Below are 26,411 nucleotides of genomic sequence, written 5' to 3' on the forward strand. Positions count from 1 at the left end.
CGGTCCTTCGGCAGTCCTCAGATGCTTTCCTTGATCACCCGGCTGTTGATGGGCTGCAGCGGCCGTGCGTTGGCGCTGTACATGTGGCGGAACGCATTGATCTGCTGCGGGCTGAGCTTGACGGGCTCCTTGAGCACCATCCACTGCACGCCTTCGGAGCATGGCGGCGTGGTCAGCGACCCGGCAAAGCTGTAGTAGCCCTTGCTGGCAGGCAGCAGGCTGCTGGCGTCGAGGGAGAGTCCGTTCACCGTGACCTGCTCGCCCGCACGGGGCAGGTGGGCAAAGATCGGGGCCCAGGCGGCATTGGCCTTGCCGGGCTGGATCAGCACGGCCACCACGCCCAGCGTGCCGTCTTCGGCCTTGTGCACGAAGTGCGCCACCATGGCCGCGCGTTTGCCGCCAATGGCTTCTTCGCTGGGCGTGTGGAAGTGGAACTGCAGCAGCTCCATCGGCTTGCCGTCCACCACCAGCTTGCTGCCGGCGGGCATGTTGACCTGCACCGTGTGGCCGTTGTTGAGCAGCGTGGGGGCGGCGGGTGTGTACTGGAAGTCGAGCGCGGGCAGCGCTTCCTTCACGGTCTTGCGGATGTTCACCGGGCTTTGCGCCGCGCCGCGCGCGCAGGCTTCAAAGCCTGCTTCCAGCTCGCCCCAGTGGGTGGCGCCGTGTTTGCCTTTGTATTCCCAGTGCGGGTTGGCGCTTTGTGCGTTGGCAGCGGCAGCGGTGCACAGTGCGATGGCGGCCAGGGCGATGTGTCGGACGAATGCAGGGTGGGTCATGGCATGGAGGGGATGGTGAACAGGCAATCATCGATCTGCGCGCGTTCAATCCCTTGCCGAACACACGACGCCCGGCCAGGGCCTGCTCTGCGGCCGAACGCGCCATATTCTGCGCACCTGCCTGCTGAGTTGCAACACAAATGATACGAATGGCCGCCACCGTCGGTACCGTGCCACGACAGCGCCCGAACTGGGCGAGCTTAAGGAAGCGATAAGAAATCTGTGGTTTGTGGCGCGCTGGCTGCGCTTGGGCCACACACCCCGAGGGCACGCCGCCCCGCCGGCACCATCCAGCCCCTTAAACTGGCGCCGGGTGCGCAACCTTTGTGCCCTGTGTGCCTGCCGATGCGGCACATGCCCCTGAACGGACCCTTCACCATGCCCCATCTCGTCGTCGAATACACCAGCAACCTGCCGCACTTCCCCGAAGCCGAGGCGCTCAAGGCCCTGAACGCCCAGCTGTGCGCCCACCCCGAAATCCAGGACGAAGCCGACCTGAAGACCCGCTTCGTGGTGGCCGACAGCTTCGAGATCGGCACTGCACCAGCCAACCGCGCCTTTGTGCATGCACAACTGCGCCTGCTGGCTGGCCGCTCGCCCGAGGCCAAGAAGGACCTCTCCGGCCGCGTGGCCGCGGTGCTGCGCGAGCTCTCGCCCCGGCCTGCCGGCGTGCTGGTGCAATTGAGCGTGGAGGTGGTGGACATGGACCGCGGCTCCTACGCCAAGGAACGGCTCTGACCCTCCGACAGCCGCCGCGTGCCAGCGGCAGCAGCGGGCCCCGCGTTCAGCGGGCTTCGCGGTCCGCGGGTCCGGCCACCTGCGGCAGTGCGCCGGGCGCGTCCATCTGCGCCTGCAGCCAGCCGCGCAGGCTGTTGATGAAGGCCCAGCCCTGCACGCGCGGCAAGTCGGCCAGGCGCACCACGGCTTCGGCCACCTGCCCTTCGCGCAGCGCCACGGCCCGCCCCACGCCAGGCAGCAGGCCGCAGGCCAGGGGCGGGGTGACCCACTGGCCGTCCAGCAGCACGGCGATGTTGCCGAAGGTGCTCTCGGTGATCTCGCCCGCCTCGTTCCACAGCACGGTGTCGAACACCCCCGGCGTGGTGGGCGCATACGCCGCGTAGTGCGCGCGGCGGGTGGTCTTGTGCCGCACGAACTCGCCGTGGGCCGCTTCGAAGGCGGTGGCGGCCAACTGCAGGCGCACGGGCTCCGCGGTGGGCTGCAGGGCAAAGGCTTCGGCGCGCGCACTGCCGTCGGCGGCCAGCAGCAGCCGCACGCGCCAGGCGCCGTTGAAGTTCTGCAGCGCCGCGATCTGCAGCTCTTGCCGCACGGCATGGGCGTTCCACGGATAGCCGAAGTGCACCGCCGCCTGGCCCATGCGCGCCACGTGCAGGTCGGCATGGCGGAACTTGCCGTCGTTCAGAGCCAGTGTTTCCAGGATCTCGAAAGGCATGCTCGCGCGCTCCACGAATGCGCGCTTGTGGCGCCACTCCTGCCATTCTGCGGCAGCTTCGGCGCCCGAGGTGATGCCGCTGCCGATGCCGCAGGTGGCGCTCCACCCATCTTCCGGTCCGCGCCCCCCGTGGAGCACCACGGTGCGGATCGGCACGTTGAAGGTGGCGGACACGGCGTGGGTGGCGCCGCCCGGCCCCGCCTTTCTCATTCGCCCCGCGGGCCGCACCACGCCCACGGCGCCGCAGTACACGCCCCGGGGCTGGCCTTCGAGCGCATGGATCATCTGCATGGCCCGCACCTTGGGCGCGCCTGTGACGGAGCCACACGGGAACAGCGCCGCGAACACGTCGGTGAGCGTGGTGCCGGGCCGCGTGCGCGCCACCACGTCGGACGTCATCTGCCACACGGTGGGCAAGGCCTGGGTGGCGAACAGTGCGGGCACCTGCACGCTGTGCGGCAGCGCGATGCGCGACAGGTCGTTGCGCAGCAGGTCCACGATCATCACGTTCTCGGCACGCTCCTTGGGCGCCGTGCGCAGGTGGTCGGCACGGGCCGCATCCTGCTCAGGCGTGGCGCCGCGCGGGGCGGTGCCCTTCATGGGGCGCGCCAGGATGCTGCCGCCCTCGGGCGCGTCCTGCCAGTCGAAGAAGAGTTCGGGCGACACCGACAGCACCTGCTCGCCGCCCGCGTCGATGTGCGCGGCGTAGCCGCCGGGCTGCGCCCGCAGCAGCGCTGCAAACAGCCCGGCGGGGCTGCCCTGCAGCGTGCCCGTCAGCGGCGCCGTGTGGTTGACCTGGTACAGCTCGCCCGCGCCGATGGCATGCTGGATGCGCGCCATGGCGTCATCGAAGGCGGCGCGGCCCGGGGCGCCGGTCCAGGCCACTTCGGCAGGGTCTTGGGGGGCTGCACCCGCCGCGTCGGCGGGCCACGGCAGGGGTGCGTCGTGCACCGCAAACCACGCCAGCGGGCCATCGGCCGCATGGGTCTGCAGCGCAGCATCGAACGCGGCAGCAGCCTCGTAGCGCACATACCCCACGCACCAACGCCCTGCCGCGGCCGCCGCATGCACGGCGTCGAGCACACCGCGCACACCGGCCAGGTCGCGCGCCACCAGCACCTCGCGCGGCACACCGAACGCGTGGCGCAGGCGCGCCCTGTCGGCATCCTGCGGCTGGGTGAAGTCGATGCGCGAAATACCAGTCAAAACCGCTCCTACCGCTTGATGAATGAGCGCAAGCAGCTATCAAATAAGTAGCGCATCATTGCCACCACGCCCTCAGGCAGCGCCCAGGTGCGGCACCAGCGCTGGGGTGGGCTGCCCGTTCTTGAGCGCCGCAGTGAAGGCCAGCATGCGGTCGATGGGCTGGCGGGCGCGCGGGATGAGGGCCGGGTCCACCGTGATGGCGTTGGCGCCGGTCTCCAGCACGCGGGCCACGTCGGCCAGACCGTTCATCGCCATCCAGGGGCAGTGCGCGCAGCTCTTGCAGGTGGCGCTGTTGCCGGCCGTAGGGGCTTCGTAGAACGTCTTGCCGGGATTGAGGGTGCGCAGCTTGTGCATCATGCCGTTGTCGGTGGCCACGATGAACTCGGTAGCATCCAGCTCCCGCGCAGCCTTGAGGATGGCGCTGGTGGAGCCCACGGCGTCGGCCAGCGCCACCACGTCGGCGGGGCTCTCGGGGTGCACCAGCACCTTGGCGCGGGGGTGTTCCTTTTTGAGGGCTTCCAGCTCGAAGGCCTTGAACTCGTCGTGCACGATGCAGGCGCCGTTCCAGAACACCATGTCGGCGCCGGTCTCGCGCTGGATGTAGGCCCCAAGATGCCGGTCGGGTGCCCACAGGATCTTTTGCCCCGCGGCCTTCAGGGCGCCCACGATGTCGAGGGCGCAGCTGGAGGTGACGAGCCAGTCGGCGCGTGCCTTCACCGCGGCGCTGGTGTTGGCGTAGACCACCACGGTGCGGTCGGGGTGCGCGTCGCAGAAGGCGCTGAACTCGTCGATCGGGCAGCCCAGGTCCAGCGAGCAGGTCGCGTCCAGATCAGGCATCAGGATGGTTTTTTCGGGGCTCAGGATCTTGGCCGTCTCGCCCATGAAGCGCACGCCGCTCACCACCAGCGTCTGCGCCGCGTGGTCGCGGCCAAAGCGCGCCATCTCCAGCGAGTCGCTCACGAGGCCGCCGGTTTCTTCGGCCAGGTCCTGCAGGTCGGGGTGCACGTAATAGTGCGACACCATGACCGCGTTCTTTTCCTTCAGCAGGCGGCGGATGCGGTCCTTGAGCGCCGCGCGCTCGGCCGGCGCGGGCTCGGGCGGCACGCGCGCCCAGGCGTGCTTGGTGGAACAGACGCCGCCGTCCGCGCCCGGGGCGGGCTGCTCGTACTCGACGTCCTTGATGGCAATGGTGGTCATGGGGTACTTGCTACCAGCGGCTGGGGCTGGTTTCGTGGAGGGGTAAGCATATCGGCCCGGCCCGCCCTGCGCTGGCAACCCTGCGCAACGCAGGGTCGGCCGGGCGGGTGCGGCCAGGGGCTCAGGCCAGGTCCTGCAGGCGCATCGAAAAGTCGGTGGCCTGCACGTCCTTGGTCAGCGTGCCGATGGAAATGCGGTCCACGCCGGTGTCGGCCAGTGTGCGCAGCCCTTCGAGCGTGACGCCGCCCGAGATCTCGAGGATGGCACCGCCGCCAGGGTGCGCGGCGTTGATGCGCACGGCCTCCTGCAGCGTGGGCAGGGGCATGTTGTCCAGCAGAACCATCTTCGCGCCGGCCTGCAGGGCCTCGGCCAGCTGGTCCAGCGTTTCCACCTCGATCTCGATGAATCGGGCCTGGCCCGCCACCGCCTGCGCAGCCCGCAGCACGGCCGTCACGCCGCCGGCCGCGGCGATGTGGTTTTCCTTGATCAGCACCGCATCGTGCAGGCCGATGCGGTGGTTGGTGCCGCCGCCCACGCGCACGGCGTACTTCTGCGCCAGGCGCAGGCCCGGCAGGGTCTTGCGGGTGTCGACGATCTGCGCGCGGGTGCCGGCCACCACGTCCACGTAATGCCGCGTCTTGGTGGCCACGGCCGAGAGCAGTTGCAGGAAGTTGAGCGCGGTGCGCTCGGCGCTGAGCAGCGCGCGGGCCTGGCCTTCGATCTCCAGCACGATCTGGTCGGCCACGCAGCGCTGGCCTTCCTGCACGCGCCAGGTGAGCTGCACGCCAGGGTCCAGCGCGCGCAGCGCGGCCTCGGCCCAGGGGGCCCCGCAGATCACGGCGGGCTCACGCGCCAGGATGCGGGCACGGGCGCGGCGGCTGGGGTCGATGAGCCCGGCCGTGAGGTCGCCGGTGCCCACGTCTTCGGCCAGGGCGCGGGCCACATCCTGCTGTGCCAGCGCGGCCACGGCCGCGTCGGTTTCATCGTCTCGATTTTTCATGGTGGGCAAGCATAGCGGCATCGCACAGACGCGCCGAAATTTTGACGGGCGCCGGACAAGGTGTTCATCGTCCGCAAAGGGTCGCGCAGCAGCCTTTGTGGTACGGGATGCGCGGCAGTGCGCATGGCGGACAGCCAGTGACCGGCCGGCGTGCGACGCATCGGACCGGCAGCCGCAAGCCTGTGCCGACCCAGATAACCGACCGCGCTGCGGGCACGGGCGTCAATCCGCGCCGTCGTCAGACATGTCGTGCGACCGGCGGCTGGCCAACAGATCAGCGGGCGTTCTACCTGCCACATTGACGGCCCTGTCGTCCGCTCCGTGCCGGCGCAGCAGGTCGATGACCTTCGGGTTGTCATCCAGCGCGAACCAGAGCGTCCCCCCGCCCGGCTCGTTCACCCACGTTTGGCCGCTGCAGTAATGCAGCGCTGTGTTGCCATACGCGTCCACCGCGTGCAGGTCGGCCCCGGCGGACAGCAGGTACTGGATCACCGCCAAATCGTCCGCCAGCGCTGCCGCCATCAAGGCCGTGCCAAGGCGGCCCACCGGCCCCTTGAACGCGCAGGCGACCTTTGTCCCGCGGGCATTCACGTCGCAGCCCAGTTCCTCCACCAGATAACGCACCATCTCCAGCTTGCCGGGCATGATGCTATGGGCAGAGCAAGCGACGAGCAGCAGATCAGGCCCCGCCAGGTGCGCGTGGTGCTGGGCGAGCTTGCGCACCATGTCCAGCGAAAAGCTGCGGACTGCGCCCTGCAGTGCGCCCGCGTTGACCGTTGCGCCGTGTGCCATGAGCAGATCAACGAACTCCACGCTGCCGGACTCTGCCGCCAGGCCCAGGGCGTCCGAGCCATCCCTGTTGCGCACGGCCATGTCGGGGCGGCGTTGCAGCACGGTGTGCAGGTTGTGCACGTTCCTTTCCCACTCCCGCGCCGCACAGGCTGTTTCTTCCGGGTCTTCTTCGTCGTCGCTATCGGTGTCGGTGTCGGTGTCGCCGTCCATCTGCGCATCTGCACGCGCCGAAATGGCCCAGCGGTAACTCGTACTCGCCGCGAGCAACGGCGTGTCGCCGTTGTAGTTGCAAAAGTCCACGCCGCCTTCGCTGGCGATCACGGCATCGAGTTCAGCCAAGGTGATCTTGCGATCTCCCATCGCGCTGATGAAGTCATCGGCCGCTTCGCTGGCGTGGTGGCGGGCGTCCTGCTCGTCGTCCACATCCTCACCGGCTTCGATCATCGCCAGCTTGCCCCCCTCGGACAGGGAACCCGGGTTCTCCTCGTGCGCCAACGTTTCAATGAAGTCCCAGTAGTAGGCCGAGAGGTCCACGCTCTCGCTGCTTGCGAAAGGCACCAGCACCAGATCGCCACCATCCACATCGCATTGCGTGCCCAGCAGCTCAAACGCCCGGGCAAGGTAGTGCGTGCTGGCGAACTCTTCGGGGTTCTGCAGGTAGTCCGCGATCACCATGTGTTTGGGGCACCCGCGCTGCAGGTTCTTCAATGCGGCGGCATGGTCGGCCACACGGATCCGGAAAGCTCCAGGTTCACTGACAAATACGCTGGTTTCCATGGGTCCACACTCTCGTCTTGGTTGGTTGGCTGGGTTTGAAATGGGCACCTGGCCTCAGCCGGTGCAGCGTGTGTTGGTGTAGAGGGCCGGTGCCAGAACCTTGGCTTCTTGGCCCCATGCATCGCTCACCACGACCTCGCCGCTGCGGGCTGCGGCGATCAGGGCTTGGAACGAAGCGGAAAACTCGCGCTGCGTGAGCAAAGCCCGCGCCCTGTGCACGAAGCGGGTGCGCGGGCTGTCAGGGCCTTCCTGGTCCACGTCGAAGTGAAAGATGCGGTACACCGCCAGCATGACCAGCTCGCGCCACGCCGCGTTCTGCGGCACGTCCGATTGCGCGCAGTGGTGGTACCACAGGTCCATCGGCCGTTCGTACTGGAAGATCATGTCGCTGCTGCCGCGGTTCAGGGGTTCAGGCCGCACCAGCCATTGACTCATGGTCCACAGCGTATCCAGCGTGAAGCCGTGCTGCATCATTGGAAAATCTTCGTAGTCCAGGGTGTACCGGGGTGCGCGACTGTAGTAGGTGTTGATCGTCACCGGAAGGCGCACGGTCTGCAGCTTGACGTCGGGCCACATCAGATTGAAGAGGCGTTCGGTCTGGCCCTCGGTATGCACTTCGATCCGTCGGCAGTCCGCAAAGGGCTCGGGCGCAGGCGGCAGGCTGGCGGCCACTGCGGGCAGTTCTTTTTCCAGATCGGCCATGCGAAACATCCGCAGGCTGCCCGACGCAGGCTCGCTCAGACCGATCTGCCACAACCCGTTGAACCCGATCAACCGGTCGTTCCAACGGGCATGGGGGTTGTTCATGAACTGGTCGCGCAGGGGTCGCAACACCGCATCGTCACGGCTAGGGTGCAGGTACAGAAAGAGCAGCAGGTCCAGGTGGCGCGTGGTGGAGCTTTGGCTCCAGTCATGGAGCTTCTTCCACTCGGGGAGCTGGCCCTTCAAGAAGTATTGCTTGATGATGCTCCGGGCCTTCTTGTTCTTGTCCAGCACGTACAGCAGCTTCTCGACCTCCAGCCACTGCTGCTTGCGCTCTGCCATCCAGGCCTTGTCACTGGTTTTCCAGTGGCTGGTATCGAATCCATCCCAGTAGTCCATCGACCCCTCCATGTCTTTCTTCACAGGACCCCCACGCAGCGGCCAATGGCGGTGGATGATAGCCAGTGGATGGCGTGGTGCACTGGACAAATTGTCCGGTGTTGCCTTTCAGTGCACTGCGGTCCGCTACAACGTCCTGCGGGCGCCCTCCGAGGGCGGTAGGGACAGGGGTATCGCATAGACTCGCGGCAATTTTTGCCACTGCGAGCCCCATGACTGCCACCAGCACCGCGTCTGCCACGCCCTACGGCACCCTGCCGCCTGCGTCGCCCCTGCCTCAGCGCAGGCCCGTAAGCCTGCCGCGACTGGCGCAGATGCGGGACGCTGGCGAGAAGATCACGATGCTGACGGCCTACGACGCCACGTTCGCCGCCGTGGCCGATGCGGCGGGCGTGGAGTGCATCCTGGTGGGCGACTCGCTGGGCATGGTCTGCCAGGGGCTGCCCAGCACCGTGGGCGTGGCGCTGGACACCATGGTCTACCACACGGCCAGCGTGGCGCGGGGGCTGCACCGCGTGCAGGCCACGGCCTGGCTGATAGCGGACCTGCCCTACGGCACCTACGCCGAAAGCCGCGAGCAAGCCCTGCGCAGCGCCTGCGCGCTGATGCAGGCCGGCGCGCACATGGTCAAGCTGGAAGGCGGTGGCTGGACCGCACCCACGGTGGAGTTTCTGGTGCAGCGCGGCATCCCCGTGTGCGCCCACCTGGGCCTGACGCCGCAGACCGTGCACGCCCTGGGCGGCTACCGCGTGCAGGGCAGGACGGACGGTGCGGCGCGCACGCTGCGCCAGGAAGCGCACGAACTGGAGGACGCCGGTGCGGCCATGCTGGTGCTGGAGATGGTACCCGCCGCGCTGGCGGCCGACATCACGGCGGAGCTGCCGCACTGCCACACCATCGGCATCGGTGCGGGCAACGGCACCGCGGGCCAGGTGCTGGTGCTGCACGACATGCTGGGCATGAACCTGGGCAAGATGCCCCGGTTCGTGCACGACTTCATGCAGGACGCCGGCAGCGTGCGCGGCGCCATGGAGGCGTACGTGCAGGCCGTCAAGCAGGGGCGGTTTCCGGACAACGCACTGCACGCGTGGTAGCGCCAGGCGTCGATCCATACCCAGCGCCGATTGCCGATTGCCCCCGTTGCCCACGCACGCAAGCGCGTTCGCCAATCCCTGCCTTTTTTCTTCATCGCCGCACGGCCTCTTCACCATGCTCATCGCCCGCTCCGTTGCCGACCTGCGCCAGGCCCTGGCCCCGTACCGTCGCCCCGCCTTCGTGCCCACCATGGGCAATCTGCACGACGGACACATCGCCCTGGTGCACCAGGCCAAACCCCTGGGCGACGTGACGGTGGCCAGCATCTTCGTGAACCGCCTGCAATTCTTGCCGCACGAGGATTTCGACAGCTACCCGCGCACCTGGGAGGCCGACTGCGCGCAACTGCAGGCCGCCGGCTGCGATGTGCTGTTTGCACCGCGCGAGGCCGACCTGTACCCCGAGCCCCAGACCTTCAAGGTGCACCCCGACCCACTGCTGGCCGACATGCTGGAGGGGCACTTTCGACCCGGCTTCTTCGTGGGCGTGAGCACGGTGGTGATGAAGCTGTTTGCCTGCGTGCTGGGCGCCACGGGCGGCACGGCCGTGTTCGGCAAGAAGGACTACCAGCAGCTCATGGTCATCCGCCACATGGTGCGGCAGTTCGCGCTGCCCATCGAGGTCGTGGCGGGCGAGACCTTCCGCGCCGCCGACGGGCTGGCCCTGAGCTCGCGCAATGGCTACCTGGGACTGCAGGAGCGCCAGGAAGCCGTGGCGCTGTCCCAGGCGCTGCAGCAACTGGCACAGCGCTGGCGCGGCGCCCCGGCCCCTGACCCGCAGCACGCCGCAGCGTGGGAGCAGCAGGCCCTGGACGCCCTGCGCGCACGCGGCTGGCAGCCCGACTACCTGACGGTGCGCCGCCGGGTGGATCTGCTGGCACCCACGGCCGAGGACGCGCCGGGCACACTGGTGGCGCTGGGTGCGGCGCGCCTGGGCACCACGCGGCTCATCGACAACCTGGAGTTCTGATGCTCTGCTATTGATAGCAGCTAGCGCTTGCCAGATGAGCGGCAGAGGCTGTTTTGATTCAATGTCTACCGAGCCCACCCGCCCCGCGCCAGCCACCCCAGCAACGCGCGGTTGACGGCGTCGGGCTGCTCCATGGTCAGCATGTGGCCACACTCGGCCAGCACCTGGTAGTCAGCGCCCGGGATCAGCGCTGCGATCTCGGCCGAGCATTCGGGCGGCGTGAGCTGGTCGGAGTCTCCGCACACCACCAGCGTGGGGCAGGCGATGCGGGGCAGGTGCAGCCGGGCGTCGGGCCGGTGGATGACGGCGCGGTTTTGCCGCACCAGTTGCTCGGCGCCGGCGCGCAGGACGAAGTCGAGGTAGGCCTGCACCAGGTGGGGCTTGGCGGCGCCGGCGGGGTGGAAGGCGAACGCGACATTGGGCTCGATCACCTCGCGCACCCGGCCCTGCGCGAACAGCTCCATCGCGGCCTCGCGCAGGGCGCGCATCTCGGGGGCTTCAGGCCGGGCCGAAGTGCCCAGCAAGGCCAGGCCAGCCACCCGAGCGGGCTCCTGGCGCGCCGCTTCCATCGCGACCATGCCGCCCATCGAGGCGCCGCACAGCAGCAAGGGGCCGCCATGGAGCGCCAGCACCTGCGCAGCCATGTCCTCGATGCGCAGCGCTGAAGGCTGGGCATGGGCGGTGGTCACCACCGGGTGCAGGTCGGCAGGCATGGCGGCCAGTTGAGCCTGCCACATGGCGGCATCGGCCGCGAGGCCCGGGATGAAGACCAATCGGGGGAGCGCGGTGGCGTGGGATGAAGATGTCGTCATGTCCGCCAGTGTCGCAAGGATCGCGCCGGGCTGCTGGCCGCGGCGCGGGAGGCCGTCCGCCGGCCGGGGGCGATCTCAGAGGGCTGTGGGCACGCCGGGGTCTGGCACGCCTGCATCCGGCCGGCCGCCGGCCTGGGTCTGCGCCCGCACCAGGTCGTGCACGAACCGCAGCTTGCGCATGGCGCCCGCCGACAGCGCAAACGGATAGGCGTCGTGCTGGCCCAGGCTGCGGCTCAGGCTGTTGAGCATGAGCGTGAGCGGCACCCACTGGCGCACCATGTCCTGGAACCCGGGGCGCGGCATCGCAAACGGGTCGGTGACATGGTGGCGCACACTGCCGCGCGGGTCGGGCACGGTGACGCCGGCCGAGTAGCTGGCGGCGGTCTCCAGCAGGTCGATCATGTGCAGGTAGTGCGCCCAGGTTTCGGCCCAGTCTTCCCACGGGTGCGAGGCCGCGTAGGCGCTGACGTGGCGCGTGGCCCAGTCGCCCAGCTCGCCCTGCTTGGCGTAGTGGGCATCGAGCGCGGCGGAGTAATCCTGGCGCTCGTCGCCGAAAAGGTCACGGAACGACTCCAGCAGGCCGCCGTCGCGCACCAGCTGGTCCCAGTAGAAGTGGCCGGATTCGTGGCGCAGGTGCCCGATCAGCGTGCGGTACGGCTCGCCCAGCGCGATGCGCCGGCGCGCCCGCTCATCGTCGTCGGCCTCTGCGATGTTGAGCGTGATGATGCCGCCCAGGTGCCCGGTGAGGATGGGCGGCCCGCCCGGCATGTCTGCCAGGAACTCGAACACCGGCCCCGCCCGGCCCGGCACGGGCTCCAGCCCCAGCCGCGCCAGCGTGTAGAACAGCTGGCGCTTGGCGCCTTCGATCTGCTTCCAGCGCCGCATGTTGGCGTAAGCCGACAGGTCGGGCAGAAACCGGGTTTGCCGGCACGACGCGCACAGGTCGGCAAAGTCATTGGCCGGGATGGCGAAATTGCACGCCTGGTATTCGGTATGGTTGCGGCACATTCGGTACAGGCGCCCGGTGTGCTGCGTGCTGCCCTCCTGGCTTCTGCGCCGCCACAGCCCATCACCGTCCTGCGGAGCGGGCGTCAGCGCAGCCAATGTCATCTGGTCGGGCAGAAACGCCAGCGTGCTCCCGCAGTTCAGGCACTGCACGCTATCGAAGAAAACCAGGTGACCGCAATGGTCGCAATTGAATACGCGCATGGTGGTGAGCTTAAACCCTGGTGCGCTCTTCGGCACACGGTGTGCGTGTCAAAGAGGAAAACAACGTATGTCAATGAAAAAGAGCAGGCTCCAGGGGACCCTGGAGCCTGCTCAGTTCTCGTCCCGGCGGGCGACGGCCTGAATGGCCGTCACCCTGGGGTCAAGCGTTCCGCTCAGGGACGGACAACGATGCTGTTGCGCACTTCGCGCACATGCTTGGTGTTGCGGGCAATGGCTTCAGCCTGGTTCTTTTCGGTTTGCGACTTGGCAAAGCCCGACAGCTGCACCGTACCGTTCAGCGTTTCCACGCTGATGGAGGTAGCGGACACGCTCTTGTCTTCAGCCATCTTGGCCTTCACAGCCGTGGTGATGCCTGCATCATCAACGTAGGAACCCATAGTTTGCTGGTCGCGAGCCACCGAGCAGCCCGTGGCCGTGACGATGGTGATGCCAGCTACTGCGGCGAAAGCGAGGGCACGTGCGTATTTCATGATGTTGTCCTTGTTGAAAAATGGTTGGGAACGCGGGTGCTGGAGTTATCTCAGTCTGCCGGCCTGTTGCACCCTCCGCGGCCAGCGGACTGTGGGGGATCGATGAAGTGTCTGGAGGTTGCCCTGTCACCTGGGTTGCGTGTCCTTCAGCGTCTTGGTGAGCCAGAGGACCTGCGGGTCAGGCGGCGTGGAGCAACTCGCACGATTTGATTTTGAGTTAGTACGCTGGGCGGCGGCGCGAGGCCCACAGCAGCAGGGTGGCCAAAGCGGCGCCCGATGCGGCGGCAATCACCAGCGACTTGGCGGGCTCTTCGGCCACGTAGCGCGTGGTGGCCTCAGCAGCTTGCTGCATCTGGCGGCGGGCACGGGCACTGGTTTCTGCGCAGTAGTCGATACCGCGGCTGGCCAGCTCCTGGGCACGGGCTGCCAGGTCGTCGATGACGGGGTCGGTCTGCTCGCGCAGGCTACGCACCCCTTCTTCGGCTTTTTCAAGCGACTTGTCGGCGGCCTTGCGGGTGGATGTCACGGCGTCTTGGGCGCTTTGCAGAACGTCGTCAGCCAGGTGGCGGGCGTTGTCGGCGACTTTATCGGTGGCGGTCTGGATGCTCATTGTTCAAACTCCTGGTAAATGGGGATGCTGGTGTGCGGTCGGGTTGCCGGCGGGCGTCAGCCCTTTCGCAGCAGCCCCAGGACAAAGGTCACAACGGCCATGATCACGAACACGAAGAACAGGATCTTGGCAATGCCCACGGCGCCAGCAGCGATGCCGCCAAAGCCGAACAGTGCCGCGATCAGCGCGATCACCAGAAAAACAACTGCGTAGTGCAACATTTCCTTCTCCTTGTGAGGGGCCGGGCTGGCCGGCTGGTCGGTCGGGTGGCACGAGAACTTCAGCGCCTGGGGTTAACTGTATGGATGAACCAGGCTGGCCGATGCCGGTGCCCGGCGCGCCCCCGTGTCGGCGGCACCGCGCGGGCCGTGTAGGACGGCGCCGTGTAGATGGCGAATTGACTGCGCGAGTGCGGGCGCAGCGCCATGCGCTCTGGCCCCAGAGCGCAGCAAAGGTCACCCAGGGAGATCGGCGCTGCGATGACGCAGCGCGCACCGGCGCAGGTGCCGTGTTCCTGCAAGCCCGCCGTGGATCGGCGCGCCCGTGGCGCACCGGCTCAGAAGGTCGAGGAAGAAACGGGCGCCGCAGCCACAGTCGCTGGCGTGGCTTGAGCGGTCTGGGTCGCGTTGTCTTGCTGAGAGGACTCGTCGCCCTCTTCGCGCTTCAAGGGCAGGACCGCAGATACCAGCGTGCCGTTACCCGGCCGCGAGGTGATCGACAGGCGGCCGCCGGCAGCCTCCACCCGGTGGCGCATGCCGGACAGCCCGTGCGAGGTGGGCCGCACGCTGCTGGGGTCGAAGCCCTGGCCGTTGTCGCGCACCTGCACCGAGACATGCGTGGGATAGGCGTGCACCGACACCAGCACCTTGTCGGCCTTGGCGTACTTGCCGATGTTGGTCAGGGCCTCCTGCACCATGCGGTACACAGTGAGTTGGGAGGCATCGGGCAGTTGCACGGATTCGAGGCTAGTCTCGACCTCGATGGCGGCGCGCTCGGCATATTCGCGCGTGAGGATTTCGATGGCCGCAGTCAGCCCCAGGTTGGACAGCGAGGAAGGCCGCAGGTCTTCGATGATGCGGCGCTTGAGCGCGATGCCACTGTTGAGCGTCTCGGTCAGGTGCTTGAGCCGTTCGGAAACATCTGGTGCGGTGGCGTCGATCTTGGACTTGAGCCGTGCCACATCGAGCTTGGCCGCCGTCAGCAGCGCACCCAGTTCGTCGTGCAGTTCGCGCGCCAGGTGGGCGCGCTCTTCCTCGCGCACCTGCTGCAGGTGGTTCGCCAGTTCGGACAGCGTGGCCGTACGCTCCTTCACCAGGCCTTCGAGCCGGTCGCGCTCGCGCTCGAGCAGCGCCTGCTCGCGCTGGCTCACCTGCTGCACGGCCTGCGTCTGGCGCAGGTACATGTAGAACGCCAGCAGTCCGATGGCCGTCACGGTGGCAATGCCGATGCGCGAGAGCATGAGGGACTGCTCCACCTGCTGCTGCCCCTGCTGCACATAACGGTCACTGCGGGCGATCAACTCCTGCGAGTGCTTGCGGATCGCCTCCATGTGCTCCTTGCCCAGGTCGGTGTGCAGGATGAACTTCCAGGCGTCGTCGTTGCCCTGGCGGCGCAGCCGCAGGCTGAGCTCCATCTCGGCGAGCTTGCGCGAGATCTGCCGCGACAGCAGCGCGAATTCCTGCATGTCGTCGGGGGCATCCATGAACTGCTGGCGCAGCCCGTCCAGATTGGTCTGCACCGTGGCGACAGCCTTGTCGTACGGCTCCAGGTAAGCTTCATTGCCGGTGAGCAGGTAGCCGCGCTGGCCGGTCTCCGCGTCCAGCATGCTCTGCAGCAGCGAATTGACGGCCTTGCGCGTATCCTGGCCATGCGCCATCTGCGCCACGGCGTCCTGCGACCGCATGTGCCCGGTCTCGTTGATACCCACCAGCACCATGGCTGCCAGCAGGGCCATTGGCAGGCTGATCGCCATCCTCCGGACCTTGGGTAACCATCGACGGGTGTTTTCTTTGAGGCTCATACGCGTTATTCTGGATAATGTCCGGTGACCCGGGCGTCATGTTGCCATTGCGCAGCATGAGGCTGGAGAACCTGTGCAACCAACAAGCATCGGGTGCGGCACCCCGCCCTGTGAAAGAAAGATCGATGATCAAGATTGGTATTGTGGATGACCACGCGATTGTTCGCTCCGGCCTGCGGCAGTTTCTGTCGGAGCATGTAGACCTGCGGGTCGAAGGTGAGGCCTCCAATGGCCGCGAAGCCATCGATCTCGTGCGCAACAAGGAAATCGATGTCCTGCTGATGGACCTGTCCATGCCCGGCCAAAGCGGCCTGGACGCCCTCGCCATGCTGCGCGCCAAGGCCCCCGACATGGGGATCCTCATCCTGAGCGGCTACCCCGAAGAGCACTACGCGATCAACCTGATCCGCCAGGGCGCCAGCGGCTACCTCAACAAGGAATGCGAGCCTGCGGAGATCGTGGAAGCGATCCGCACCATTGCATTGGGCCGCCGCTACCTCACGCCCGCCGTGGCCGAACTGCTGGCGCAGCAGCTCAACCGCAAGGACGACGCACCACCGCACGAACAGCTGTCCGAGCGTGAGTTCCAGGTGTTCCTGAAGCTGGCCAAGGGCGAGACGGCGGGCGATATCGCCAAGGCCCTGTCGCTCAGCGTGAAGACCGTGAGCACCTACCGCACACGGCTGATGGAAAAGATGAGCCTGTCGTCCAACAGCGACCTGACGTACTACGCGCTCAAGAATCGCCTGATCGACTGACATGCTGCGCCAACGGCCTCTAGTCCGGACCGGCCGGACAGGGCCGGCCATGGCTGTCGCACCACACACACGGGTAAAAAACGAGCCTCCCGCATGCGACGGGGAGGCTGCGAGGGATCACAAGGGCTGACCAGGCGCCGCCAAGGGCTGGCCAGATTCCAGGACGGCAGGGGCTGTGCTGTGCTGGACACAGTAGTCCACCAGCGCGTCGATTTCATTGGATTTGTCGAACACGGCATCCACACCCAGTTGCGCACAACGCATGCGGACATCGGGGGTGGCATAGTTGCTCAGCACCACCATCTTCTGGCCCGGCCGGCGCGTGCGGCAGGCCGCCAGCACTCCCAGCCCGCTGCCCTGACGGAGAAACAGGTCCACGATGGCCAGGTCCCACATGCCGGCATTGGCGGACAGCCAGTTCTTGCCTTCATCTTCCGTTTCTGCAACCCCCACGGCCTCTACCGACGCCAACTCTTCGAGGGTTCCGATCAGGTTCTCACGAATGGTCGCGTTGTCTTCAACAATGTAGGTGCGCAGTTTCACAGGAGTATCCAGTTTCACGAGCAACGCCGGGTTGACGTTGGTCGAGCCTCAAATTTAGATGCTCATGCCTTGGGATTCTGCCAGCGGCCGGACGCGAGGCCTGTAGGAACATTCCTACCGCGCAACACATACTGCGCAATCAGGGGCGCGCGGCACATGCATCGTGCTCCATTCCATGGTGCGACCATCCAGCATCAAGAGCCGGCCCGCTAAAGACGTTCCCACTCGGGCCACTAGCTTCAGGGCCTCGGCCGCCTGCATCGCGCCCACGATGCCCACCAGCGGCGCAAACACGCCCATGGTGGAGCAACGCACTTCCTCGAACTGGGCCTGCGGCGCAAAGATGCAGGCGTAGCACGGGCAGGCGGCGTCGCGCGGGTCGACCACGGTGATCTGCGCATCAAAGCGGATCGCCGCCCCCGCCACCAGGGGCTTGCCATGGCGCACGCACGCCCGGTTGACCGCGTGGCGGGTGGTGTAGTTGTCGCAGCAGTCGAGCACCACCGTGGCATCGCGCACCAGCACGTCGAGCGCCTGGTCATCGACCCGCGTCTTGAGCGCAGTGACCTTCACCTCGGGGTTGATCGCCGCCATGGCCGCTGCCGCGGACGTCACCTTGGCCTGCCCCACCCGCTCCGTGGTGTGCGCGATCTGCCGCTGCAGGTTGGTCAGGTCGACCACATCGTCGTCCACGAGCGTGATGTGCCCGACGCCTGCCGAGGCCAGGTACAGGGCTGCGGGCGAGCCCAGCCCCCCCGCGCCGATGACGACCGCATGCGCTGCCAGCAGCCGCTCCTGCCCTTCGATACCGATGTCATCGAGCAGGATGTGGCGGGAGTACCGCAGGAGCTGGTCGTCGGTCATGGGGGCAATCTCAGGCTGGAAAACACAATCGGTGGCGCAAAAGCAAAAAGCCGGATTCCGCAGGAATCCGGCTTTCAGGGCTCAGAAGCGAAAGCTCAATTCTCTTTCTTTTCTTCCTTGCGTTCGGTCTGCGTCTTGCTGACCAGCACCGCACGGCCCTTGAGCTGGTTGAGCGCCTGCACGAGCTGGAAGTCCTTGTCCGAACCGAACTCGGGGATCTTGCGGTCCGCAGCGGGCTTCTTGGCTTCTTCTTCCAGGCGCTTGCGGGCATCCTCGCGGGCCTTTTCACGGGCCTCGTCCTTCTTCTCTTCGCCCTGGCCGCTGTTCAAGTGCTTGTCCAGGTCGGCCTCGCGCATGCGCAGGGCGGCAAAGATGTTGCCCTCTTCCGACTCGTCGATCATCACGTCGGGCACGATGCCCTTGGCCTGGATCGACTTGCCGCTCGGGGTGTAGTAGCGCGCTGTCGTCAGCTTGATGCCGGTGTCGGGCCCCAGCGGACGCACGGTTTGCACCGAGCCCTTGCCGAAGGTCTGGCTGCCCATCACGGTGGCACGCTTGTGGTCTTGCAACGCACCGGCCACGATTTCGCTGGCCGAGGCCGAGCCTTCGTTCACCAGCACCACCAGCGGCACCGACTTGAGCGCGGCCGGCAGGCGGCGCAGCGGGTCGCCGCCGCCACGGCGCTGATAGAAGTCCGGCGAGGCCTTGTACGTGGCCTTGCTATCGGCCAGCTGGCCGTTGGTGCTGACCACCGTGACGTTCTCGGGCAGGAATGCGGCCGAGATGGCGACGGCCGCATCGAGCAGGCCACCGGGGTCATTGCGCAGGTCGAGCACCAGGCCCTTGAGGTTGGGCTCCTGCTTGTAGACCTCTTCCACCTTGCGCACGAAGTCATCGACCGTGCGCTCCTGGAACTGCGACAGGCGGATCCAGGCGTAACCGGGCTCCACGACCTTGCCCTTGACGGACTGGGTCTTGATCTCCTCCCGCGTGATGTTCACGGGGAAGGAGCGGTTCTCGTCCTTGCGGAAGATGGTCAGCGTGACCTTGGTGTTGGGCTCGCCGCGCATGCGCTTGACGGCGTCGTTGAGCGACAGGCCCTTGACCGCGGTTTCGTCGATCTTGGTGATCAGGTCGTTGGTCTTGAGGCCTGCGCGGAAAGCGGGAGAGCCTTCGATGGGGGAGACCACCTTGATGAGCCCGTCTTCCTGGGTGATCTCGATGCCCACGCCCACGAAACGGCCGGAGGTGCCCTCGCGGAATTCCTTGAAGGACTTCTTGTCGAAATACTGGGAGTGCGGATCCAGGCTCGACACCATGCCCGAGATGGCGTCGGTGATGAGCTTCTTGTCATCCACAGGTTCGACGTAATCGGTCTTCACGAGCCCGAAAACCGCCGACAACTGCTGGATTTCCTCCAGCGGCAGCGGCGTCATCGCCCCGCGCGCCACTGTCTGCAGCGACACGGTGGTGAGCGCACCCGCCACCACACCTACCGACACCCATCCCGCAATTTTGAGTTTCTGGCCCATAGAGCACCTTTTACCGCTTCGAAATCAATATACACCTTGGAGGGGTAGAACCCGCCGCAGTTCCGCTCGGGCGCTCGTTCTGACGGGGTATTTGGCAGGCTTTCCCCGTCTTTACGCGACTTTTACGCCTTGCCTTGCGATGCCACGGCAGCTGCAGCCTTGGCCGCCGCTTCGGCGTCACCCAGATAGTAGTGACGGATGGGCTTGAGGTCGGCGTCCAGTTCGTATACCAGTGGAATTCCGTTGGGAATGTTCAGGCCCACGATGTCCGACTCGGAAATGCCATCGAGGTACTTCACCAGCGCACGGATGGAGTTGCCGTGGGCCGCCACCACCACACGCTTGCCCGAACGGATCGCCGGGGCCATGGCTTCGTTCCAGAACGGCAGCACGCGCTCCACGGTGTCCTTGAGGCATTCGGTCAGCGGCACGCTGCCTTCGGCCAGGCCGGCGTAGCGGCGGTCGCTGCGCTCGCTGCGGGCGTCGGTCGCTTCCAGGGCTGGCGGGGGCGTGTCGTAGCTACGGCGCCAGACCAGCACCTGCGCATCGCCGTATTGCTTGGCCATGTCGGCCTTGTTCAGGCCCTGCAGGGCGCCGTAGTGGCGCTCGTTCAGGCGCCAGTCCTTCACCACGGGCAGCCAGGTGGAGTCCATCTCGTCGAGCGTGTACCACAGCGTATGGATGGCGCGCTTGAGCACGCTGGTGAAGGCCAGGTCGAACTCGTAACCTTCTGCCTTGAGCAGCTTGCCGGCGGACATGGCCTGCGACACGCCGGTCGGCGTCAGGTCCACATCAGTCCAACCGGTGAAGCGGTTTTCAAGGTTCCAGGTGGATTCGCCGTGGCGGATCAGGACGAGTTTGTACATGGCTTCCCTAAGGTCAAAACTGAGCATTCTAAAATTACGCCGTTCGCCAACCCAAGGAATCTTCGTGAAATTCATTATCGACAACTGGTATCTGATCTTTGTTGCACTGGCTTCGGGCGGCATGTTGCTGTGGCCGGTCCTCAAAAGCGCCAGTGGCGGCTCGCTGACCCCGGCCGGGGCCGTGCAGCTCATCAACCGTGAAAAAGCCGTCGTCATCGACGTGTGCGAGACCGAGGAATTCGCCGCCGGCCACGTGAACGGCGCCAAGAACGTGCCCCTGGGCCAGCTCGAAGAGCGCCTGCCCACGGTCGTGAAGAACAAGGCTTTGCCCCTGGTGCTGGTGTGCGCGAGCGGCGCCCGCGCCAACCGTGCGGTGGGCATCGCCAAGAAGCTGGGCTACGAGAACGCCCAGGCCCTGGCCGGCGGCCTCAAGGCCTGGCGTGAAGCCAGCCTGCCTGTGGAAAAAGCCTGATTCGCCCCCAGCTATTCCCATCGCGATAGGCTGGCAACCCGTTTTGTTGCCCCACAGGAAAGAAAAGGAAGGATCGCCATGCAACCCGTGAAGATGTACACCACCGCTGTCTGCCCCTACTGCATCCGGGCCAAGCAGATCCTCAAGTCCAAGGGCGTCGAGCAGATCGAGGAGATCCGCATCGACACCGACCCCGCGGCGCGCAACCACATGATGGAGATCACCGGGCGCCGCACCGTACCCCAGATCTTCATCGGCACAACGCACGTGGGCGGCCACGACGACCTGGTGGCCCTGGACGGCCGCGGCGAGCTCATGCCCCTGCTGGGCGCCACGGCCTGACCCCACCCCGGGCGGCTGCATAATGCTGCCCCATGTGCCCGCTGCGGGAGTTGTCCCCCGGCGGGTTTTGTTTTGCTGAAAATTCCGTTAGAGCAAAGAGACTATCCACCATGGCCGATCAAGAAAACCCCGTCTTCCAGATTCAGCGCGTCTACCTCAAGGACCTGTCGCTGGAGCAACCCAACTCCCCCGGCATCCTGCTCGAACAGGAGCAACCCAGCGTGGACATCCAGCTCGGCGTGGAAGCCACCCCTGTGGCCGAAGGCATCTTTGAAGTCGCGGTGACCGCCACCGTGCAGACCAAGATCAAGGACAAGACCGTGTTCCTGGTCGAAGCCAAGCAAGCCGGCATCTTCGAGATCCGCAACATCCCCGAAGACCAGATGGGCCCCATCATGGGCATCGCCTGCCCCCAGATCGTGTACCCCTACCTGCGCGGCAACGTGGCCGACCTGATCAACCGCGCCGGCTTCCCGCCCGTGCACCTGGCAGAAATCAACTTCCAGGCCATGTACGAACAGCAGCAGGCCCAGGCCGCCGGCCAGCCTTCGCCGATCATCACGCAGTGATGCAACGCGGCCCCTGGGCCGCATCGCACCTTCCTTCCCCCTGTCTCGCCGCGCTGCGCGCACGGGATGGGGACGCAGCCGGCGGTCTGCCCAAGCCAGTTCCGCGGCGGCCTCGCCCGGACAGTGCTGTCCGGTGGGCTGAGGGCGAGATGCAGCATCAGGGACGATTGAATTCACGATCTTTTGGGACTCCAGCGCTTACCTGACAAGCGCAAGCAGCTATGAAAATCATAGTATTGGGCGCCGGCGCCTGGGGTTCGGCCGTCGCCATGAGCGCGGCCCAGCACCCGGCCGGGCATGCCGTCACCCTCTGGGCCCGTGACACGGCCCAGGCGCAGCAGATGCGCAGCCAGGGGCAGAACGCGCGTTACCTGCCCGGCATCGCCTTTCCCCCTTCCCTCACCTTGGCCGGCGGCGACTTTGCCGCCCTGCTGCCCGGTGCCGACCTGGTCATCGTGGCCACGCCCATGGCCGCCCTGCGCGGCATGCTGGCGTCGTTGCGCGGCTGCACCGCACCGGTGGCCTGGCTGTGCAAGGGCTTCGAGGCGGTGGCACCGGGTGCGGATGTACAGAGTTTCGGGCTGCTGGCGCATGAGGTACAGGCGCTGGTAGCTCCTGATTTAATAGCAGGCGTCTTCAGCGGCCCCAGTTTTGCGCAGGAAGTGGCGCTGGGCCAGCCCACGGCGCTGGTCGCCGCCAGCAGCCACGCCGCCGTGCGCGACGCGCTGGTGGCGGCGTTTCACAGCAAGAGCGTGCGCGTGTACGCCAACGAGGACATCGTCGGCGTGGAAGTGGGCGGCGCCGTGAAGAACGTGCTGGCCATTGCCACCGGCCTGTGCGACGGCCTGGCGCTGGGGCTCAATGCCCGCGCGGCGCTCATCACCCGTGGCCTGGCAGAGATGACACGCCTGGGCCTGGCGCTGGGCGCGCGCCCCGACACCTTCATGGGCCTGTCGGGGCTGGGCGACCTCGTGCTCACCGCCACCGGGGACCTGTCGCGCAACCGGCGCGTGGGCATGCTGATGGCGCAAGGCCACAGCCTGGCACAGGCCGTGGAGTCATTGGGGCACGTGGCGGAGGGGGTCTACAGCGCCCGCACCGTGGTGCAGCGGGCGCAGGCTCTGGGGGTGGACATGCCGATCGCGCAGGCTGCCGTGGCGCTGCTCGATGGTGAGGTCCAGCCTGCCGAAGCGGTGGCGCAGCTGATGGGGCGCGGGCCCCGCGACGAAATTTGATCGGTGACTCCGGGCCCGGAGTGCCCGTGGCCCTGCCCGGGTTCCCGCCGCGCAAACTGCCGCACTGCTGAACGCTGGACTACCCACCCACCGACAACCGCAGCAGCAGGCCCTCTTCATCGTCGGGATGAAAGAAATACGGGTAGAAGCTGCGCTCGTCCTTGGACAGGCTGGGCCGGCCGCCAAACTGGTCGATGAGCCGGCGCGCCTTCTCCGCACTCATGTGCAACAGCACCGCCGGGGCTCCCACCCGCTGGCAGATGCGTTCGGGCCCCAGTTCGTCGAAGCGCAGCATGCGTTTGTAGAACGGCGCGTGGCGCGGATTCACCTCCACGATGATGTCGGTCGCCCGCCGTGCCCGAAAGGCCACGATGCAACCGATGTGGAAGATCGCGCCCAGCACCTGCTTGGAGCGCACGCCGGGGTCCATGGCCAGCTTGCCGATCTCGCAGATCCGCGCGCCGCGCGCGCGCAGGGCCTCGATGTATTCGGGGTACTGCTCCTCGGCCCCCAGGTGGCCGTCGTCCATGTGGACTGACAACGTGCCCTGGGCCTGCCCGTCGATCTGCACCACGATGCTGCTCAGGTCGCTGTCGTGCGACAGCGTGGCCTGCATGTGATAGCCCCGGCTGGCATACATGCGGGCCAGCAGGCCCTGGCCTTTGCGGGACAGGCGGATCTTGCAGGTCTTGGTCTCGACGCCGCCCAGGACGCTCAGGTACTCACCCGGATAGGCGAGCTCGACGATGGTGTGTCCTTCGGCATGCATGGACGGCTTCCCTGTGTTGGAGGACCGGCCGACAGCGATGCACGGGGCCTACAGCCAAGTCCCTGGTGTGTGTTGAGACTGCCAGCTTAGCGGGATGCGGGGCGCCTGTCGTGACAGGGTTTTATAGTGCGACGAACGGCGCATTGCGGTATGCCAGCGGCATCTGCGGCGCACGGAGCATGATGCGGCGAGCCAACAAAAAACGCCGCCCGGCGCTTTTGCAAGCGCCGGGCGGCGTCATACCTTGGAGGGTGACGGGTCAGAACACGCCGAACAGCATGAGCAGCAGTACGACAGACAGTGGGACGCCGAGAAGCCAGGCAATGATGGGCATGGTGAACTCCTTGAAGGGGTGAGGTGTTGAGATGTGTTCACCTTATCGCCCACCCCGGCAGCAGAATGTGCGCCACCACTGCGCATGCGCGTAGTCCCCTGCCTACCGGGTGTCGGCCCTGCGCCCGCCGCGCGCTACTGCTCTCAAAGCCCCAGTTCGAGCGCGAGCAATTCGTCCACCGTCTGGCGGCGGCGAATCAAGCGGGCCTGGCCGCCATCCACCAGCACTTCGGCGATCAAGGGGCGCGTGTTGTAGTTGGAAGACATCGATGCGCCATAAGCACCGGTGTCGTGGATCACCAGCAGGTCGCCCACCTGCGCCGCAGGCAAGTCGCGCGGCAGCACCACGCCGCCGTCACCCTGGGTGAACACGTCGCCCGACTCGCACAGCGGCCCCGCCACCACGGTGGGTTGCGATGCACCGGTGGTGGTGCCATCGCGGCGCAGCAGCTCCATCGCGTGGAAGCTGCCGTACATCGAGGGGCGCATGAGTTCGTTGAAGCCCGTATCGACCAGCACGAAGCGGTTGTTGCCCGCGTTCTTGGTGGCACGCACCTCGCCGATCAGCACGCCGGATTCAGCGACCAGAAAACGGCCCGGCTCGATCTCCAGGCCCAGCTTGTGGCCCACCACCGCCTCGGCCTGCTGGCGCGCCGCGTCCCACAGGCCGTGGTAGTGCTGGGTGTCCACCACCGGGTCACCGCTGCGGTACGGAATGGACAGCCCGCCGCCAGCCGAAATGGCGTGCAGGTCGTGCCCCGCCGCGTGCGTGGTGCGCACCAGGTTGACCATGGCGCCGCACACTTCAGCCAGGTGGCTGTAGTCCACGCCGGAGCCGATGTGCATGTGCAGGCCCACGAGCTTCAGGCCGTGCTGGGCGATCGCAGCCAGCGCCGCGGGCAGGTCGGTGTGCCAGATGCCGTGCTTGCTGTGCTCGCCGCCGGTGTTGGTCTTGTTGCTGTGCCCGTGGCCAAAGCCAGGGTTGATGCGCAGCCAGACGCCGTGGCCTGGCGAGCGCGGGCCCAGTTGGTGCAGCATGTCGATGGAGCCCGCATTCACAGGCACGCCGTGCTCGACCACGCAGTCGAGCGTGGCGGCATCGAACAGGTCGGCGGTGAAGACGATCTCGGACGACTCGCCGCCCGCCACATAGCCAGCGGCCAGTGCCCGCAGGATCTCGCCGCGCGAGACGGCATCCACCTTCACGCCCTGCTCGCGCATGAGCTTCAAGATGTGGATGTTGGAACACGCCTTCTGCGCAAACCGCACGGTCTCGAAGTTGGACACCTGCGCAATGCGCTGGCGGATGGTGGCCACGTCATACACCCAGGTGGGGGTGCCGAACTGGTCGGCCAGGGCCCACAGCTGGGCGGGCGAGAAAGGGTTGGACATGCAGAAGTCTCCAGAAGGCGCTGTGTCAAAGCCGGAATGATGCCGACCGTCGCCCATTTCAGCAAATACCGAAATGTGCACACCCCATTCGTAATGGATATGCTCTCAACCATGCCCTCCCCCACCCAGAGCGCCCCTGCACCGCCCCTGACCAGCCGCATCTCCCACCGACACATCGAAGTCTTCCGCGCCGTGATGACGGCGGGCGGCGCCACGGGTGCGGCCGACCTGCTGCACAGCTCCCAGCCCACCGTGAGCCGCGAGCTGGCGCGGCTGGAATCCTTGCTGGGCTACGCGCTGTTCGAACGTGCCCAGGGCCGCCTGCGCCCCAATGCCCGCGCGCTGGCGCTGTGGGACGAGGTCCAGCGGTCCTGGCAAGGGCTGGAGCGGGTGGTGGACCGCGCAGTCGCCCTGGGGCGCGACGGCGCAGTGCAACTGTCGGTGCTGTGCCTGCCCGCACTCGCCCATGCGCTGCTGCCGGCTGCGGCCGCGCAGCTGGTGCAGACCCACCCGGATACCCGACTGGCGGTCACGCCGCAGGAATCACCGCTGCTGGAGGAATGGATGAGCGCCCAGCGCTTCGACCTGGGCCTGTGCGAGCAGACCGCCGCACCGCCCGGCACCAGCGCCGAAGTGCTGCTCACGCTGGATGAGGTGGCCGTGCTGCCCGCAGGCCATGCGCTGGCGCACCAGGCGATCCTGCAGCTGCAGGATTTCGCCGGCCAGCCGTTCGTGAGCCTTTCACCCGACGACCCCTACCGCCGCCAGATCGACGCGCGCTTTGCCGAAGCAGGCATCACCCGCAGCCAGCGCGTGGAAACCCACAGCGCTGCCGCCGTCTGCGCCATGGTGCAGCACGGCCTGGGCGTGGCCATCGTGAACCCGCTGACGGCCCTGGCCGAAGCCAGCGACCGGCTGGTGGTGCGGCAGCTCGGGTTTTCGATCCCGTTCAGCGTGACGGCGCTGCGCCCGCTGTACCGGCCGCCGCAACCCGAGCTGGAGCCCATGCTCGACGCCCTCCGGCAGCAGGCCGAAGTCCTCGCGAAGCAGTGGGCGCGGATTGCCTAGCGCCAGGCCCGAGCGCGGCAAAACCGCAATCCCGTAATCTCGATGCAAAGCCGTGCGTGGCCCCGCGCAGGCACCCAGCCTTTCTCACCAGGCCAAAACCCATTGCTATTCTTTAAATAGCACAAAATCCACTATAGGCAAGCGGTAGAGGCGTTTTTCCCCT

At 66.8% G+C, this 26,411-nt stretch carries 27 protein-coding genes; 9 read left to right on the forward strand and 18 right to left on the reverse strand.

Annotation, left to right across the window (positions count from 1 at the left end):
* Nucleotides 1–17: 17 nt before the first annotated feature.
* On the reverse strand, nt 18–776 hold the full coding sequence (locus ACIGHN_RS06980; protein ID WP_396503799.1) for a carbonic anhydrase: 759 nt from the start codon (nt 774–776) through the stop codon (nt 18–20).
* A 378-nt stretch (nt 777–1,154) separates the two neighbouring features.
* Here ACIGHN_RS06980 and ACIGHN_RS06985 point away from each other — a divergent pair, with 378 nt between their 5' ends.
* Nucleotides 1,155–1,514, forward strand: a complete 360-nt coding sequence (locus ACIGHN_RS06985; RefSeq protein WP_056418377.1) for a 5-carboxymethyl-2-hydroxymuconate Delta-isomerase — start codon at nt 1,155–1,157, stop codon at nt 1,512–1,514.
* Nucleotides 1,515–1,560: 46 nt separating this feature from the next.
* Here the strand turns inward: ACIGHN_RS06985 and ACIGHN_RS06990 are convergent, their stop codons facing one another.
* The 5 genes from ACIGHN_RS06990 to ACIGHN_RS07010 all read right to left on the reverse strand — a co-directional run bounded on the left by ACIGHN_RS06990 (nt 1,561) and on the right by ACIGHN_RS07010 (nt 8,323).
* A complete protein-coding gene (locus tag ACIGHN_RS06990) occupies nt 1,561–3,432 on the reverse strand; it encodes a chorismate-binding protein (protein ID WP_396503800.1) in 1,872 nt (623 codons plus the stop codon).
* Nucleotides 3,433–3,504: 72 nt separating this feature from the next.
* A complete protein-coding gene (nadA, locus tag ACIGHN_RS06995) occupies nt 3,505–4,629 on the reverse strand; it encodes a quinolinate synthase NadA (protein WP_396503801.1) in 1,125 nt (374 codons plus the stop codon).
* Between the two features lie 121 nt (nt 4,630–4,750).
* A complete protein-coding gene (gene nadC / locus ACIGHN_RS07000) occupies nt 4,751–5,629 on the reverse strand; it encodes a carboxylating nicotinate-nucleotide diphosphorylase (protein ID WP_396503803.1) in 879 nt (292 codons plus the stop codon).
* A 222-nt stretch (nt 5,630–5,851) separates the two neighbouring features.
* Nucleotides 5,852–7,198: an ankyrin repeat domain-containing protein gene (locus tag ACIGHN_RS07005; protein WP_396503804.1), complete on the reverse strand. Its 1,347-nt coding sequence runs from the start codon at nt 7,196–7,198 to the stop codon at nt 5,852–5,854.
* A 54-nt stretch (nt 7,199–7,252) separates the two neighbouring features.
* On the reverse strand, nt 7,253–8,323 hold the full coding sequence (locus ACIGHN_RS07010; RefSeq protein WP_056423027.1) for a hypothetical protein: 1,071 nt from the start codon (nt 8,321–8,323) through the stop codon (nt 7,253–7,255).
* 188 nt (nt 8,324–8,511) lie between these two features.
* Here ACIGHN_RS07010 and panB point away from each other — a divergent pair, with 188 nt between their 5' ends.
* Together panB and panC are read left to right on the forward strand one after the other, a co-directional pair.
* Nucleotides 8,512–9,393, forward strand: coding sequence for a 3-methyl-2-oxobutanoate hydroxymethyltransferase (gene panB, locus ACIGHN_RS07015; RefSeq protein ID WP_396503805.1), 882 nt, complete (start codon nt 8,512–8,514; stop codon nt 9,391–9,393).
* Nucleotides 9,394–9,508: 115 nt separating this feature from the next.
* Nucleotides 9,509–10,363, forward strand: a complete 855-nt coding sequence (gene panC / locus ACIGHN_RS07020; protein ID WP_396503806.1) for a pantoate--beta-alanine ligase — start codon at nt 9,509–9,511, stop codon at nt 10,361–10,363.
* A gap of 65 nt (nt 10,364–10,428) precedes the next feature.
* Here the strand turns inward: panC and ACIGHN_RS07025 are convergent, their stop codons facing one another.
* The 6 genes from ACIGHN_RS07025 to ACIGHN_RS07050 form a co-directional block, all read right to left on the reverse strand.
* The gene (locus ACIGHN_RS07025) at nt 10,429–11,175 is read right to left on the reverse strand and encodes an alpha/beta fold hydrolase (protein WP_396503807.1); all 747 of its coding nucleotides are present in this window, start codon (nt 11,173–11,175) and stop codon (nt 10,429–10,431) included.
* Between the two features lie 75 nt (nt 11,176–11,250).
* A complete protein-coding gene (locus tag ACIGHN_RS07030) occupies nt 11,251–12,384 on the reverse strand; it encodes a putative zinc-binding metallopeptidase (RefSeq protein WP_056418062.1) in 1,134 nt (377 codons plus the stop codon).
* Between the two features lie 173 nt (nt 12,385–12,557).
* The gene (locus ACIGHN_RS07035) at nt 12,558–12,875 is read right to left on the reverse strand and encodes a BON domain-containing protein (RefSeq protein ID WP_056161625.1); all 318 of its coding nucleotides are present in this window, start codon (nt 12,873–12,875) and stop codon (nt 12,558–12,560) included.
* Between the two features lie 217 nt (nt 12,876–13,092).
* On the reverse strand, nt 13,093–13,485 hold the full coding sequence (locus ACIGHN_RS07040; RefSeq protein WP_056418061.1) for a hypothetical protein: 393 nt from the start codon (nt 13,483–13,485) through the stop codon (nt 13,093–13,095).
* 56 nt (nt 13,486–13,541) lie between these two features.
* The gene (locus tag ACIGHN_RS07045) at nt 13,542–13,706 is read right to left on the reverse strand and encodes a DUF1328 domain-containing protein (protein ID WP_082485988.1); all 165 of its coding nucleotides are present in this window, start codon (nt 13,704–13,706) and stop codon (nt 13,542–13,544) included.
* Between the two features lie 335 nt (nt 13,707–14,041).
* Complete coding sequence (locus ACIGHN_RS07050; protein WP_396503808.1) at nt 14,042–15,505, reverse strand: CHASE3 domain-containing protein; 1,464 nt, start codon at nt 15,503–15,505, stop codon at nt 14,042–14,044.
* A gap of 125 nt (nt 15,506–15,630) precedes the next feature.
* Here ACIGHN_RS07050 and ACIGHN_RS07055 point away from each other — a divergent pair, with 125 nt between their 5' ends.
* Nucleotides 15,631–16,263, forward strand: coding sequence for a response regulator transcription factor (locus tag ACIGHN_RS07055; RefSeq protein ID WP_056418058.1), 633 nt, complete (start codon nt 15,631–15,633; stop codon nt 16,261–16,263).
* A gap of 117 nt (nt 16,264–16,380) precedes the next feature.
* On the opposite strand, the gene ACIGHN_RS07060 is transcribed toward ACIGHN_RS07055, so the two are convergent.
* The 4 genes from ACIGHN_RS07060 to gpmA form a co-directional block, all read right to left on the reverse strand.
* Nucleotides 16,381–16,806, reverse strand: a complete 426-nt coding sequence (locus ACIGHN_RS07060) for a response regulator (protein WP_056418372.1) — start codon at nt 16,804–16,806, stop codon at nt 16,381–16,383.
* 114 nt (nt 16,807–16,920) lie between these two features.
* Nucleotides 16,921–17,670: a HesA/MoeB/ThiF family protein gene (locus ACIGHN_RS07065; protein ID WP_396503809.1), complete on the reverse strand. Its 750-nt coding sequence runs from the start codon at nt 17,668–17,670 to the stop codon at nt 16,921–16,923.
* A 95-nt stretch (nt 17,671–17,765) separates the two neighbouring features.
* On the reverse strand, nt 17,766–19,202 hold the full coding sequence (locus tag ACIGHN_RS07070; RefSeq protein ID WP_056418052.1) for a S41 family peptidase: 1,437 nt from the start codon (nt 19,200–19,202) through the stop codon (nt 17,766–17,768).
* Between the two features lie 122 nt (nt 19,203–19,324).
* Nucleotides 19,325–20,068, reverse strand: coding sequence for a 2,3-diphosphoglycerate-dependent phosphoglycerate mutase (gene gpmA, locus ACIGHN_RS07075; RefSeq protein ID WP_396503810.1), 744 nt, complete (start codon nt 20,066–20,068; stop codon nt 19,325–19,327).
* A gap of 64 nt (nt 20,069–20,132) precedes the next feature.
* On the opposite strand from gpmA, the gene ACIGHN_RS07080 reads away from it, so the two are divergent.
* The 4 genes from ACIGHN_RS07080 to ACIGHN_RS07095 all read left to right on the forward strand — a co-directional run bounded on the left by ACIGHN_RS07080 (nt 20,133) and on the right by ACIGHN_RS07095 (nt 22,686).
* Nucleotides 20,133–20,540 (forward strand): rhodanese-like domain-containing protein, encoded by a 408-nt coding sequence (locus tag ACIGHN_RS07080; protein ID WP_396503811.1) that lies wholly within the window; start codon nt 20,133–20,135, stop codon nt 20,538–20,540.
* Between the two features lie 78 nt (nt 20,541–20,618).
* Entirely contained in the window at nt 20,619–20,882 is a 264-nt protein-coding gene (gene grxC / locus ACIGHN_RS07085) for a glutaredoxin 3 (protein ID WP_396503812.1), read from the forward strand.
* A gap of 110 nt (nt 20,883–20,992) precedes the next feature.
* Entirely contained in the window at nt 20,993–21,451 is a 459-nt protein-coding gene (gene secB, locus ACIGHN_RS07090; protein WP_056161602.1) for a protein-export chaperone SecB, read from the forward strand.
* A 221-nt stretch (nt 21,452–21,672) separates the two neighbouring features.
* A complete protein-coding gene (locus ACIGHN_RS07095) occupies nt 21,673–22,686 on the forward strand; it encodes an NAD(P)H-dependent glycerol-3-phosphate dehydrogenase (protein ID WP_396503813.1) in 1,014 nt (337 codons plus the stop codon).
* Between the two features lie 79 nt (nt 22,687–22,765).
* On the opposite strand, the gene ACIGHN_RS07100 is transcribed toward ACIGHN_RS07095, so the two are convergent.
* Entirely contained in the window at nt 22,766–23,455 is a 690-nt protein-coding gene (locus ACIGHN_RS07100) for an N-acyl amino acid synthase FeeM domain-containing protein (RefSeq protein WP_396503814.1), read from the reverse strand.
* Between the two features lie 477 nt (nt 23,456–23,932).
* Nucleotides 23,933–25,180, reverse strand: coding sequence for a diaminopimelate decarboxylase (lysA, locus tag ACIGHN_RS07105; protein ID WP_396503815.1), 1,248 nt, complete (start codon nt 25,178–25,180; stop codon nt 23,933–23,935).
* A 111-nt stretch (nt 25,181–25,291) separates the two neighbouring features.
* Between lysA and ACIGHN_RS07110 the strand changes: the two genes are divergently transcribed.
* Nucleotides 25,292–26,248, forward strand: a complete 957-nt coding sequence (locus tag ACIGHN_RS07110; protein WP_396503816.1) for a LysR family transcriptional regulator — start codon at nt 25,292–25,294, stop codon at nt 26,246–26,248.
* The last annotated feature ends 163 nt before the right edge of the window (nt 26,249–26,411 follow it).

Source organism: Acidovorax sp. NPDC077693 (assembly GCF_044542805.1).
Taxonomy (GTDB): domain Bacteria; phylum Pseudomonadota; class Gammaproteobacteria; order Burkholderiales; family Burkholderiaceae_C; genus Acidovorax.

What these genes read in the sequence shown, in the direction of transcription:
- grxC (WP_396503812.1), top strand. Translation starts at nt 20,619, where the DNA reads ATGCAACCCGTGAAGATGTACACCACCGCTGTCTGCCCCTACTGCATC.
- ACIGHN_RS07035 (WP_056161625.1), bottom strand. Translation starts at nt 12,875, where the DNA reads ATGAAATACGCACGTGCCCTCGCTTTCGCCGCAGTAGCTGGCATCACC.
- ACIGHN_RS07095 (WP_396503813.1), top strand. Translation starts at nt 21,673, where the DNA reads ATGAAAATCATAGTATTGGGCGCCGGCGCCTGGGGTTCGGCCGTCGCC.
- ACIGHN_RS07045 (WP_082485988.1), bottom strand. Translation starts at nt 13,706, where the DNA reads ATGTTGCACTACGCAGTTGTTTTTCTGGTGATCGCGCTGATCGCGGCA.
- panC (WP_396503806.1), top strand. Translation starts at nt 9,509, where the DNA reads ATGCTCATCGCCCGCTCCGTTGCCGACCTGCGCCAGGCCCTGGCCCCG.
- ACIGHN_RS06985 (WP_056418377.1), top strand. Translation starts at nt 1,155, where the DNA reads ATGCCCCATCTCGTCGTCGAATACACCAGCAACCTGCCGCACTTCCCC.
- ACIGHN_RS07025 (WP_396503807.1), bottom strand. Translation starts at nt 11,175, where the DNA reads ATGACGACATCTTCATCCCACGCCACCGCGCTCCCCCGATTGGTCTTC.
- ACIGHN_RS07030 (WP_056418062.1), bottom strand. Translation starts at nt 12,384, where the DNA reads ATGCGCGTATTCAATTGCGACCATTGCGGTCACCTGGTTTTCTTCGAT.
- ACIGHN_RS07055 (WP_056418058.1), top strand. Translation starts at nt 15,631, where the DNA reads ATGATCAAGATTGGTATTGTGGATGACCACGCGATTGTTCGCTCCGGC.
- lysA (WP_396503815.1), bottom strand. Translation starts at nt 25,180, where the DNA reads ATGTCCAACCCTTTCTCGCCCGCCCAGCTGTGGGCCCTGGCCGACCAG.
- ACIGHN_RS07005 (WP_396503804.1), bottom strand. Translation starts at nt 7,198, where the DNA reads ATGGAAACCAGCGTATTTGTCAGTGAACCTGGAGCTTTCCGGATCCGT.
- nadA (WP_396503801.1), bottom strand. Translation starts at nt 4,629, where the DNA reads ATGACCACCATTGCCATCAAGGACGTCGAGTACGAGCAGCCCGCCCCG.
- ACIGHN_RS07065 (WP_396503809.1), bottom strand. Translation starts at nt 17,670, where the DNA reads ATGACCGACGACCAGCTCCTGCGGTACTCCCGCCACATCCTGCTCGAT.
- ACIGHN_RS07050 (WP_396503808.1), bottom strand. Translation starts at nt 15,505, where the DNA reads ATGAGCCTCAAAGAAAACACCCGTCGATGGTTACCCAAGGTCCGGAGG.
- ACIGHN_RS07070 (WP_056418052.1), bottom strand. Translation starts at nt 19,202, where the DNA reads ATGGGCCAGAAACTCAAAATTGCGGGATGGGTGTCGGTAGGTGTGGTG.
- ACIGHN_RS07100 (WP_396503814.1), bottom strand. Translation starts at nt 23,455, where the DNA reads ATGCATGCCGAAGGACACACCATCGTCGAGCTCGCCTATCCGGGTGAG.
- gpmA (WP_396503810.1), bottom strand. Translation starts at nt 20,068, where the DNA reads ATGTACAAACTCGTCCTGATCCGCCACGGCGAATCCACCTGGAACCTT.
- ACIGHN_RS07110 (WP_396503816.1), top strand. Translation starts at nt 25,292, where the DNA reads ATGCCCTCCCCCACCCAGAGCGCCCCTGCACCGCCCCTGACCAGCCGC.
- ACIGHN_RS07040 (WP_056418061.1), bottom strand. Translation starts at nt 13,485, where the DNA reads ATGAGCATCCAGACCGCCACCGATAAAGTCGCCGACAACGCCCGCCAC.
- ACIGHN_RS06980 (WP_396503799.1), bottom strand. Translation starts at nt 776, where the DNA reads ATGACCCACCCTGCATTCGTCCGACACATCGCCCTGGCCGCCATCGCA.
- nadC (WP_396503803.1), bottom strand. Translation starts at nt 5,629, where the DNA reads ATGAAAAATCGAGACGATGAAACCGACGCGGCCGTGGCCGCGCTGGCA.
- panB (WP_396503805.1), top strand. Translation starts at nt 8,512, where the DNA reads ATGACTGCCACCAGCACCGCGTCTGCCACGCCCTACGGCACCCTGCCG.
- secB (WP_056161602.1), top strand. Translation starts at nt 20,993, where the DNA reads ATGGCCGATCAAGAAAACCCCGTCTTCCAGATTCAGCGCGTCTACCTC.